8 protein-coding genes are annotated in these 11,364 nt (G+C 73.5%); 6 read left to right on the forward strand and 2 right to left on the reverse strand.

Going from position 1 to position 11,364, the window contains the following annotated elements:
• Window positions 1–36 precede the first annotated feature (36 nt).
• Window positions 37–462 carry an allene oxide cyclase barrel-like domain-containing protein gene (locus tag Vgi01_RS29350; RefSeq protein WP_013733060.1) on the reverse strand — a complete coding sequence of 142 codons (426 nt, stop codon included), beginning with the start codon at window positions 460–462 and terminating at the stop codon, window positions 37–39.
• On the reverse strand, window positions 455–2,233 hold the full coding sequence (locus Vgi01_RS29355) for an RHS repeat-associated core domain-containing protein (protein ID WP_204293231.1): 1,779 nt from the start codon (window positions 2,231–2,233) through the stop codon (window positions 455–457). The genes Vgi01_RS29350 and Vgi01_RS29355 overlap by 8 nt, the downstream gene beginning before the upstream one ends.
• A gap of 163 nt (window positions 2,234–2,396) precedes the next feature.
• Between Vgi01_RS29355 and Vgi01_RS29360 the strand changes: the two genes are divergently transcribed.
• The 6 genes from Vgi01_RS29360 to Vgi01_RS29385 all read left to right on the forward strand — a co-directional run.
• Window positions 2,397–3,422: a 3-oxoacyl-ACP synthase III family protein gene (locus Vgi01_RS29360; RefSeq protein WP_204293232.1), complete on the forward strand. Its 1,026-nt coding sequence runs from the start codon at window positions 2,397–2,399 to the stop codon at window positions 3,420–3,422.
• The gene (locus tag Vgi01_RS29365) at window positions 3,419–5,287 is read left to right on the forward strand and encodes an HAD-IIIC family phosphatase (RefSeq protein WP_013733057.1); all 1,869 of its coding nucleotides are present in this window, start codon (window positions 3,419–3,421) and stop codon (window positions 5,285–5,287) included. The genes Vgi01_RS29360 and Vgi01_RS29365 overlap by 4 nt, the downstream gene beginning before the upstream one ends.
• Window positions 5,284–5,520, forward strand: coding sequence for an acyl carrier protein (locus tag Vgi01_RS29370; protein ID WP_013733056.1), 237 nt, complete (start codon window positions 5,284–5,286; stop codon window positions 5,518–5,520). Before Vgi01_RS29365 ends, Vgi01_RS29370 begins: the two co-directional genes overlap by 4 nt.
• Window positions 5,517–6,272, forward strand: a complete 756-nt coding sequence (locus tag Vgi01_RS29375; protein ID WP_013733055.1) for a 2-oxo acid dehydrogenase subunit E2 — start codon at window positions 5,517–5,519, stop codon at window positions 6,270–6,272. Before Vgi01_RS29370 ends, Vgi01_RS29375 begins: the two co-directional genes overlap by 4 nt.
• Window positions 6,269–7,336, forward strand: a complete 1,068-nt coding sequence (locus Vgi01_RS29380; RefSeq protein WP_013733054.1) for an alpha/beta hydrolase — start codon at window positions 6,269–6,271, stop codon at window positions 7,334–7,336. The genes Vgi01_RS29375 and Vgi01_RS29380 overlap by 4 nt, the downstream gene beginning before the upstream one ends.
• A partial coding sequence (locus Vgi01_RS29385; RefSeq protein WP_204293233.1) for a type I polyketide synthase occupies window positions 7,333–11,364 on the forward strand: 4,032 nt, incomplete at its 3' end. The genes Vgi01_RS29380 and Vgi01_RS29385, both read left to right, overlap by 4 nt.

Genomic DNA, 11,364 nt, shown 5'->3' on the forward strand with positions numbered 1-11,364 from the left:
GGGGTGGGCGCCCACGGCGCCCACCCCCCGCCGCGGTCACTCGCCGAGCAGGATCCGCGCCTCGGCGGACTTGCGCACGCCCGTCATCCGCCACTGCCGGAAGCCGGTGAGGCCCAGGTAGCGGCCGCTCACCCCGGTCGCCGGGTAGAACACCCACTTACTCGTCCGCACGTCGTTGAAGTCCGCCCAGCCCTCCGCGTGGATCACCCCATCGGAGAGAGTGATGTCCTCCTGGTAGTAGGTGAGCAGTCCGCCGTCGGTCGGTCGCACGTACTCGATGCGGAAGTTGCCGCTGGACGTGCCGATCTGGGCACCGGCCTCGTCGTACAACTCGTCGTCGAATTTGCCCACCTGCCCCACCGCCGGAGCGGCCACGTCCACGTCGTCGACCACCTTCACCACGATCTCGGTGGGCACCTTGATGAGCAGGGCCTGCGGTCGCGTCTCCAGTCGCTCAGTCATTGTCGTCTCCTCGTCGGGTGATGAACGGAATGCCGGTGCCGAGAAACGTCGTCGGCGGGGGCGGGGTGCCGTGGAACGCCGCGACCGCCTCCCGCGGCGGCCGCGACAGCGTCGCCCAGAAATTGGTGCGGGCCGGGTTGCCCAAATTCACCGGGTCGTTGTCTGCGAAGGTGTACGGGGCGCGGGCCTGGTGCCGCGGATCCGGCTGGGTGAACCGCCCCCATGCCCCGTTGTAGATGCGGCACTCCAGGAAGTGGGCGCCCCGCAGCAACTGGTAGGCGCCCAGGTAGCGGAACGGGTTGACGGCCGCGACGCCGCTGGTCGCGGTGACCGCGCCGAACGCGCTGTAGGTGTAGGTGGCGGCCAGCGTCCCGTCCGTGGCCAGCAGCGCCAACACCGATCCCTGGTGGTCGGTGACCGCCTGGTAGCGGGTCCCGTCCGCCGTGCGCAACCCGATCAGCCGGCCGCTGGGCTCCCTGACGAACGCCGTGGGTACGTCGTCGGTGACCCGGACGATGCCCAGCGACGTGCGGTGCAGAACGTGGGTCACCGACCGCCCGTCCAGCGTGGTCTCGTGGATCCGGCGTGGCTCGCGATTGTCCAGACCGTCGTAGCGGATGTCGACCACCTGCCGGCCGTCGACCGACCCGGTACGGGTCTGGTTGGTCGGGCTGTAGGTGAAGCGCACCGTCGGATTCACCTCGTCGACGAAGTTGCCCGACCGGTCGTAGCCGAGGACCGTCTCACCGAAGCGCACGTGCTGCCCGGCGTCGTTGACGTCGAACGTGGTGCCACCGAGTCGGATCAGGTTGTTCGCCAGGTCGTAGCCGAACTCTTCGTCACCGGCGCGGACCACCCGGCCCAGGCCGTCGTAGGCGTACTCGGTGGTCACGCCGTCGACGGTGCGGGCGGCGAGCAGGGCACCACCGCCGTAGTCGTACGACACCGTGTGGACCGGGTCGCCCCGCCCGTCGGCCACCACGAGGCGCACCGGCCGGCCCAGCGCGTCGTACTCCGTGCGCTGGCTGCCCCCGCCCGCGAAGACCGTGGCCGTACGCCGCCCGGCGCCGTCGTACTCGAAGCTCGTCCGGCCACCGAACGGGTCGTCGAGCACCGCGAGCCGACCGGCGACGTCGTAACCGTAGGTGGTGGTGCCGTTGAGGTCCAACTGGGCGGCCAGCGCACCGGAGGCGGTGTGGCGGTAGCCGACCTGTTCCACCTCGCGGCCCTCGCGCCGGACCGAGCCGATGCGCCGGCCGTCACGCCACTGGATCGACTCCGACCAGCCCGGGCCGGACCGGTGGGTCAGGTTGCCGGCGGAGTCGTGGGCGAAGTCCCCGAGCACCTGGCCGGTGTCGTCGTCACGGACCTCGACCAGTCGACCCGACGCGTCGTACGTGAAGCCGACGCGCTGGCCGTTACCGTGCGTGACCTGGACGACGTGGGAATCGTCGTCGTAGGCGAAGCGGATCTGGCCGAGCGGCTCGGGCGGGTCGATGGCGGCCAGGCGTCCACGCCCGTCGTAGTGGTACCCCGTGGTCGCGCCCCGACCGTCGGTGGCCGAGGCGAGCGATCCGTCCGGGTGGTAGGTCCGCGTCTCGATGTCGCGGTCGAAGGCCCGGGAGTAGGCGCGCAGCAGCCGCCCGCCGTCGTCGTAGCTGTAGTCCACCCGGTTGCCGGCGGCGTCGGCCAGCGACAGGGGCAGGTCCGGGCGGTCCGGGTGGCGAGACACCAGGCTCCGCCCGTCCGCTCGTTCATGGGCAAGGGTCATGCGAGGACCTCTCGGTCGGGTGGTCTCGGGCAACTCGCCGCGGCGCGGACAGCAAAACGCATGGCGTCGACGGAGCGCCACAGTCGGGCCGCCCGCTTTTGGACCCGCTTTAGCGGTCGCGCCGACGATGACCGCCTCACGCCGACCCCTCGGGAGGACTGCAATGACCAGGACCGTCTCGGTACTCTCGGCGGCCTCGGCGCTGCCCGGGCCGACGGTGGACAACGCGACGCTGGGCCGGCGGCTGGGCATGGACCGCCTGTGGGAGCAGTGGGTCGACGCCTTCATCGGCACCCGTACCCGCCACCTCGCCGTCGATCTGGACAGTGGCGAGATCCGGCACACGCTGGCCGACCTGGCCCACCAGGCCGGAAGCCGGGCTCTCGACGCCGCGGGTGTCACGCCCGAGGAGGTCGACCTGGTGGTGCTGGGCACCGCCACACCGGACCGCCTGATGCCGACGACAGCCACCGTGGTAGCCGACCGGTTGGGCATCGACGGGGTGCCCGCCTACCAACTCCAGTCCGGCTGCTCGGGTGCCGTGCAGGCCCTGGCCGTCACCCGCAGCCTGCTGCTCGGCGGCACCGCACGCACCGCCCTCGTGCTCGGCGGGGACGTGGTGGCCCGGTTCTACGACCTGACCGCCGACCTGCGGAAGCTGCCGCCCGCGGAGTTCGTCAACTACGTCCTGTTCGGCGACGGCGTCGGGGCCGCGGTCCTGCGGGTCGGCGAGGTCGCGGGCGCGGCGGCGCTGCGCTCGGCCTTCACCCGGCTGGTCGGCCTCGGTCGGGAACCCGGCGCGACACTGGAGTGGTTCGGGCCGACCGAGGACCGCAACCGGCCCGCGGCGACCGAGGACTACAAGGCCATCGAGCGCCACGTGCCGGACCTGGCCGCCGAGGTCGTCGAGGAGCTGCTCGGCGAGTTGGGCTGGGCGCGCGACGACCTCGACTACGTGCTGCCGCCACAACTGTCCGGCCGGATGACCGCGCTGATCGTGGAACGCCTGAAGCTGCCGCAGGCCACCGAGGTGAGCTGTGTGGCGGAGACCGGCAACAACGGCAACGGAATCGTCTTCCTCCAGCTCGAACGGGCGCTCGCCCGACTCGCCGGGGGACAGCGGGCGCTGGGTGTGTCCATCGAGTCCAGCAAGTGGATCAAGTCGGGCTTCGCGTTGGAGGGCCTGTGACGGCGGGTGCCGCGGCCCCGTCCGCCACCGGGTCGGACGCGGCGGCTGAGCTGTCCGAGCTGTACCGCAGCGGCCGGCTGCCCACCGAATTCCCCCGCCTGCGCGCGCTGCTCGCCGAGCTGCCCGACACCGAGCTGCACCGGGCGGGTCGGCTGCTCGAACGGGTGGGCCCCGACGCGGTACGGGCGGCGCACCCGGACGTGCCGGTCGTGCCGATCACCGTCAGCGGGTACGGCACGGTGGCCCCGCTGGTCCCGCTGCTCACCGTGGAGTTGGCCCGGCACGGCCTGCTGCTCGATCCCCGGCTCGGGGACTTCGGCGGCTACCTGGACGCGCTCGCCGCCCCGGACGACTCGTCGCTGCTGCTGACCCTGCTCGACGCCCAGGTCGTCTTCGACCAGGTGCCGACACCGTGGCGTCCCGAGGACGTGGCCCACACCTTCACCGCGAAGATCGACCTGATCGAGGGGCTGCTGGCCCGCTCGACCACCCCCGTGGTGCTCAACACGATCCCCCTGCCGAGGATCTTCCCCGCCCAACTGATCGACCACCGGTCCCGCGCCCTGCTCGGCGCCGTGTGGCGGGAGGCGAACGCCCGCCTGCTGCGGCTGTCGCAGGACCACCCGACCGTCGTGGTCGTGGACCTCGACCCCTGGGCGGCGACCGGGCTCGCGGTCCGCGACGCCCGGCTCAGCGTCTACGCCAAGGCGCACCTGACACCGCCGCTGCTGCACGCCTACGCCCGCGAGGTCGCCCACCTGGCCCGGGCCCGTGCCGGCGCGGCCCGCAAGGTGCTCGCCCTGGACCTGGACGAGACCGTCTGGGGAGGGGTCGTCGGCGAGGTCGGCCCGCTCGCCGTCGAGGTGGCCGACAGCCACCGGGGCGAGGCGTTCCGCGAGTTCCAGCGGGTCGTCCGCCAGCTCGGGTCGCAGGGTGTGCTGGTCGCCGCGGTGAGCAAGAACGACCCCGAGCCGGTACGCGAGGCGCTGCGCGCGCACCCAGGCATGACACTGCGGGAGGACGACTTCGTCCGGGTCGTGGCGAACTGGCGGCCCAAGCACGAGAACCTGCGCACCCTCGCCGAGGACCTCAACCTCGGGCTCGACAGCGTCGTCTTCGTCGACGACAGCCCGTTCGAGCAGGGCCTGGTCCGCCGCGAACTGCCCGAGGTGGCGGTGGTCGCCGTCGACGACGAGCCGGCCGATCACGTCGGACGGCTGCTCGCCGACGGCTGGTTCGACACCGTGACGCTGACGGCGGAGGACCGGCAACGACCCGGTCTGTACCGCGCGGAGGTGGAGCGCCGCGACTTCTTGCACTCCTTCGACTCGCTGCGCGACTACCTGGCGGAGCTCAAGGTACGGGTGGACCTGGCCGTCGCCGACGAGACCGACGTGCCCCGCGTCTCGCAGTTGACGCTGCGGACCAACCAGTTCAACCTGACCACCCGGCGACTGGCGCCCGCCGACGTGCTCGCTCTGCTGCGCCACCCCGCCGCAACCGTGCTCACGGTGCGCTGCGCCGACCGTTTCGGCGACATCGGGCTCGTCGGCGCGGTCGTCCTCCGCCACGACGACGACGTCCTGCACGTCGACAACTTCGTGCTGAGCTGCCGGGCCTTCTCCCGCGGGGTGGAGACGGCGACGCTGGCCGAGATCCTGCGCCACGCACGCGGCAGCAGCGCGTCCGCCGTCACCGCCGAGTACCTGCCCAGCCGTCGCAACGCCAAGGTGGCCGACTTCTACCCCCGCAACGGGTTCACGCGTCTCGACGCCACCCACTTCCGGCACGACCTGACCGACATGCCCCGACCGCCGGAACATGTCCAGTTGACCGGCTCCTGGCCCCCCGGAGGAACCCCGTGAGCACCCTGCGATCCGTCCACGACTTCGTCACCCTGGTCCGCGACGAGCTTGGGCTGCCCATCGAGGAGAGCGACCTCGACCGCCACCTCGACGACGTCGCCGGATGGGACTCCGTCCACCTGCTCGCGCTCTGCTCGGCGCTGGAGCGCGCCACCGGGCGGTCCATCTCGCTCCCGGCCGTCCTGACCGCCGACAGCCTGGGCGGGATCTACGCGACGGCGGTGGATCGGTGACCAGCGTCTCCCCCGTCGCCCGCGAGCGCCGGCACACCCTCTTCTTCCTGGAGGCCGTGCGGTCCTTCGCGCCCGTGCACCTGGACGCCGAGGTGGACATGAGCCGCGTCCTGGCCGAGCGGAACCGGGCGCGGGCGGACGGACGGCGGCAGTCGATCGTCAGCCACGTCGTCGTGGCGGCGGGCCGGGTGCTCGCCAAGCATCCCGAAGCCAACGCCGCGATCCAGGGCCGGCTGCGCGCCCGGGTGGCCCGGTACCCGTTCGTGCACGCCAAGGTCACCGTGGACGGTGTCCTCAACGGGGCCCGCGTCGTGCTGGCGACCGTGGTGCCGAACGTCCACGAGGCCGATGTGGACCAGGTGCAGGCCCACCTGAGCCGGATCCGCGCCGTCGACCCGGAACGCGCTCCCGAGTTCGCGGGCATCCGTCGGGTGCACGCCTCGGCCCTGCCGCTGGCGTACGCCCGGTTCCGGCGGGCCGTGCGCGACCTGCGCGTCCGCCCGCTGCTCACCGGCACCGTCGCGGTGACCTCCCTCGGGCACCGCGACGTCGACGGCTTCCACTCCGTCGGGGGCACCACGGTGACGATCGGCGTGGGACGTGTCGCCGACCGGCCGGTGGTCCGTGACGGCCAGATCACCGTCGCACCCGTGCTGCGCCTCAGCCTGACCTTCGACCACCGCGTCATCGACGGGGCGGAAGCGGCCGACGTGCTGACCGACCTCAAGCAGGAACTGGAGAACCCGGCATGAGCAACGACGTCGCAGAGCTGAAGCAGTACGTCCTCGCCCACGTCAGTGCCCAGAACGCCAGCGCGGACGGCGTGCTCGCCCGTATCGACGACGACGGCGACGGGCCCCGTTCCTGGACGACACAGTGGATCCGCGCCGGCGAGGAGCGGGAACAGGCGGGTGACCTGCTCGCCGCCACCACCTTCTACAACCTGGCCCGCTTCCCCTTCGTGGACTCACCGGGCCGGGCCGAGGCGCTGCGGCGCTGCGTGGCGGTGTTCGACCGGTGGCGTCGTACCGTGCCGGGGATCGAACGCCTGGAGCTGCGACTGCCCGGCGGTGTGGTCCGGGCCTGGGCCGCCGGGCTGTCCACGACCGAACGCCGTCCGGTGCTGCTGATGACCGGCGGCATCGTCAGCATCAAGGAGCAGTGGGCGCCGATCCTGCCGGAGCTGGCGCGCTACGGCTTCGCCGCCGTGGTCACCGAGCTACCGGGCGTCGGCGAGAACGAGCTGCGCTACGACCTGGACAGCGCCGCCCTGTTCGGCGTGCTGCTGGACGCCGTGGCCGAACGCGCGGACACCTCCCGGGCGTACGCGTTGGCGCTGAGCTTCAGCGGGCACCTGGCGCTGCGCGCGGCGCCGTCCGAACCCCGACTGCGCGGAATCGTCACCGCCGGCGCACCGGTCGCGGCCTTCTTCACCGACAAGGAGTGGCAGGCGGCGGTGCCCCGCGTCACCGTGGACACCCTGGCCCGGCTGACGCAAACCACCCCGGCGACGGTCTTCGACCACGTCCGCAACTGGGCCCTGACCCCGCAGGACCTGGCCGGGGTACGGATCCCGGTGGCGTACGTGGCCAGCGGACGCGACGAGATCATCCCGCCCGCCGACCCGGCCCTGCTCCGCACGCACGTCCGCGACTTCCGGACGATCACCCACGACGACGTGCACGGCTCACCCGCGCACTTCCCGCACACCCGGCTCTGGACCCTCGCCCAGGTACTCGAGATGAGCGGCGCCGACCCACGGCACCGGGCGGCGGTCGACGGCGCGCTCGCCCAGGTCGAGGGAGGACGGGCGTGAGCGCCCCCGACGAGCCGGTCGCCGTCGTCGGTCTGGCCTGCCGGCTGCCCGGCGCCGCCGACCCGGAGGCGTTCTGGGCGCTGCTGCGCGACGGGCGGGAGGCGATCACCGACCCGCCCGCGTCCCGACGCGACCCGGACGGGCGCGCCCGCAGGGGCGGCTTCCTGGACGCGGTGGACCTGTTCGACGCCGAGTTCTTCGGCGTCCCGCCCCGCGAGGCGGCGGCCATGGACCCGCAGCAGCGGCTGGTGCTGGAGCTGAGCTGGGAGGCCCTGGAGGACGCCCGGATCCGCCCGGACGCGCTGGCCGGCAGCCGGACCGGGGTGTTCGTGGGCGCCATCTCCGACGACTACGCGACGCTGCTGCGCCGCCGTGGTCCCGACGCCATCGGCCCGCACTCGCTGACCGGCACGAACCGGGGGATCATCGCCAACCGCGTCTCGTACCACCTCGGGCTGCACGGCCCGAGCATCACCGTCGACTCGGCGCAGTCCTCCGCCCTCGTCGCCGTGCACGTGGCCGCCGAGAGCCTGCGCCGCGGCGAGTCGGAACTGGCCCTCGCCGGTGGGGTGAACCTGAACCTCGCGCCGGAGAGCACGCTGGGCGCCGAACGCTTCGGCGCGCTGTCCCCGGACGGCCGCTGCCACACCTTCGACGCGCGGGCCAACGGGTACGTGCGCGGCGAGGGCGGCGGGCTGGTGGTGCTCAAGCCGCTGGACCGGGCGCTCGCCGACGGCGACCGGGTGCACGCGGTCCTGCTCGGCAGCGCGGTCAACAACGACGGTGTCACCGACGGCCTGACCGTGCCCGGCAGCGACGGGCAGCGGGAGGTGATCCGGCTGGCCCACGAGCGGGCCGGCACCACGCCCGGCGAGGTCGACTACGTCGAGCTGCACGGCACCGGCACGGTCGTCGGCGACCCGGTCGAGGCCGCCGCGCTGGGCGCGGCACTGGGCCAGCTGCGCGACACGCCGCTGCTGGTGGGCTCCGCCAAGACCAACGTGGGGCACCTGGAGGGCGCGGCGGGCATCGTCGGGTTCGTCAAGGCCGTGCTCTGCGTACGGCACCGGACGCTGCCGCCGAGCCTGAACTTCGCCACCCCGAACCCACGCATCCCACTCAACGAGCTGAACCTGCGGGTGGTGACCGAGAGCCACACCGTGCCGCGGCCCCTGGTCGTCGGGGTCAGTTCCTTCGGCATGGGCGGCACGAACGCCCACGCCGTACTCACCGAGGCTCCGCTGCGGACGGCGCGGAAGCCGGCTCCCGCGGCGCGACCGCTGACGTGGGTGGTCTCCGGGCACACCCCGCAGGCCCTGCGGGCGCAGGCCGGGCAGCTCACGAGCCTGGCCGCCGACCCGGCCGACGTGGCGTTCTCGCTGGCCACGACCCGCGCGACGCTGCCCTACCGGGCGGCGGTGGTCGGCGAGACGGCGGCCGACCTGCGCGCCGGGATGGCGGCGGTGGCGGCCGGCACGCCCCACCCGGGCACGGTGACCGGCTCCCCGGCCGGCACGCTGGCGTTCGTCTTCACCGGGCAGGGCAGCCAGCGGGCCGGCATGGGGCGGGAGTTGGCCGCCCGGTTCCCGGTGTACGCCCAGGCGTTCGCCGAGGTCGCGGCGGCACTCGACCCGCACCTGGATCGCCCCCTCGACGAGGTGCTCGACGACGCCGACGCCCTCGACCGCACCGAGTTCGCCCAGCCCGCACTGTTCGCCGTGGAGGTGGCGCTGTTCCGGCTGCTCACCCATTGGGGTCTGCGACCGGACGCGGTGGCGGGCCACTCGGTCGGTGAGATCGCCGCCGCGCACGTGGCCGGCGTGCTGGACCTCCCCGACGCGGCCCGCCTGGTGGCGGCCCGGGGCCGGCTCATGCAGGCGTTGCCGACCGGCGGCGCCATGGTCGCCCTGTCGGCCAGCGAGGAGGAGGTACGACCGCTCCTGCGTCCCGGGGCCGACCTGGCGGCGGTGAACGCGGCGGAGTCGGTCGTGGTGGCCGGCGACGACGACGCCGTCTCCGCCATCGAGGAGACCGTGCGCGGCTGGGGGCGGCGGACCAGCCGGCTACGGGTCAGCCACGCCTTCCACTCGGCCCGGATGGACCCGATGCGCGTCTCCTTCGCGCAGGCACTGGCCGACATCGAGTTCGCGCAGCCGACGATCCCCGTGGTGTCCGCGCTGACGGACCCCGACGTGACCGACGCGGAGCACTGGGTACGCCACGTCCGGGACACCGTCCGGTTCGCCGACGCGGTCCGGGACCTGCGCGACCGGGGCGTCCGCACAGTCCTGGAGGTCGGACCGGACGCGGTGCTCACCGCACTGGCGCACGACGTGGCGGAGCTCGCCGCCGTCGCGGTGCTGCGCCGCGACCGCCCCGAGCCGGACACCGCCGTGACGGCGCTGGCCACCGCGTTCACCCGGGGCGCGGCGGTGGACTGGACCGCCCTGCTCGGTGCCCGCCAGGCGGTCGACCTGCCCCGGTACGCCTTCCAGCGCAGCCGCCACTGGCTGGACCAGGACAACGCAGCGATCGCGGCACCGGAGGTCACCCGCGCCCCCGACGGCACGCCCCGCCGCTCCGACGAGGAACTGCTCGACCTGGTGCGTACCGCCGTCGCGGTCGCCCACGGCCGCGTCGGCCCGGCAGCGATCGACCCGGATACCACGTTCCGCGATCTCGGCCTGGACTCGGTCACCAGCGTGGAGTTCCGCGACCGGCTCGCCGCGGCGACCGGCGTCCCCCTCTCCCCCGGCCTGGTCTACGACCATCCCACCCCCCGCGCCGTGGTGGCGCACCTGCGGACGCTGACCGGCGGCGGACCGGCCGACCCGGAGCAGGAGAGCGGCTACCGCGACGAGCCGGTAGCCGTCATCGGCATGGCCTGCCGGTACCCCGGCGGGGTCGGCTCACCCGACGACCTGTGGCAGCTCGTGCGGGACGGGCGGGACGCCACCGGCCCGTTCCCCACCGACCGTGGCTGGGACCTCGACGCGCTCTACGACCCGGATCCCGGCACCCCGGGACGTACCTATGTGCGGCGGGGAGGATTCCTCGACGGCGCGGCCGAGTTCGACGCCGACTTCTTCGGCATCAGCCCGCGCGAGGCCAGCGCCATGGACCCGCAGCAGCGGCTGCTGCTGCACACCGCGTGGGAGGCGCTGGAACACGGCCGACTGAACCCGGAGTCGCTACGCGGCACCCGAACCGGGGTGTTCGTCGGCGTGGTGGACAACGACTACGGGCCGCGACTGCACGAGCCGGTCGAGGGCACGGAGGGTTACCTGCTCACCGGCACCACGGCGAGCGTCGCCTCCGGACGCGTCGCGTACGCTCTGGGGCTGACCGGCCCGGCGGTCACCGTCGACACCGCGTGCTCCTCGTCGCTGGTGGCGCTGCACCTGGCGGCGCAGGCGCTGCGGCAGGGAGAGTGCACCCTGGCGCTGGCCGGCGGGGCGACCGTACTCGCCACGCCGGGCATGTTCCTGGAGTTCAGCCGACAACGCGGCCTCGCACCGGACGGCCGCTGCAAGGCGTTCGCCGCCACGGCCGACGGCACCGCTTGGGCCGAGGGCGCCGGTCTCGTCGTGCTGGAACGCCTCTCCGACGCCCGTCGCAACGGCCACCCGGTCCTCGCCGTGCTGCGCGGCTCGGCGATCAACCAGGACGGCGCCTCCAACGGCCTGACCGCACCCAGCGGCCCCTCGCAGGAGCGGGTCATCCGCCGGGCGCTGGCCGTGGCCGGGTTGGCTCCCTCCGATGTGGACCTCATGGAGGCGCACGGCACGGGCACCGCCCTGGGCGACCCGATCGAGGCCCGGGCCATCCTGGCCACCTACGGGCAGCGGCGCGACACGCCGCTGCACCTCGGCTCGTTGAAGTCGAACATCGGCCACACCCAGGCCGCCGCCGGTATCGCCGGAGTCATCAAAGTCGTCCAGGCGATGCAACACGGCACCCTGCCGGCGACGCTGCACGTGGACGAACCCACCCCGCACGTCGACTGGGCCGAGGGTCAGGTCAGCCTG

The sequence above is a fragment of the Micromonospora gifhornensis genome, from assembly GCF_016863515.1.
Taxonomy (GTDB): Bacteria; Actinomycetota; Actinomycetes; order Mycobacteriales; family Micromonosporaceae; genus Micromonospora; species Micromonospora gifhornensis.

Excerpts from the sequence above, each read along its gene's own strand:
- Vgi01_RS29360 (WP_204293232.1), top strand. The coding sequence starts at position 2,397 with ATGACCAGGACCGTCTCGGTACTCTCGGCGGCCTCGGCGCTGCCCGGG.
- Vgi01_RS29380 (WP_013733054.1), top strand. The coding sequence starts at position 6,269 with ATGAGCAACGACGTCGCAGAGCTGAAGCAGTACGTCCTCGCCCACGTC.
- Vgi01_RS29355 (WP_204293231.1), bottom strand. The coding sequence starts at position 2,233 with ATGACCCTTGCCCATGAACGAGCGGACGGGCGGAGCCTGGTGTCTCGC.
- Vgi01_RS29350 (WP_013733060.1), bottom strand. The coding sequence starts at position 462 with ATGACTGAGCGACTGGAGACGCGACCGCAGGCCCTGCTCATCAAGGTG.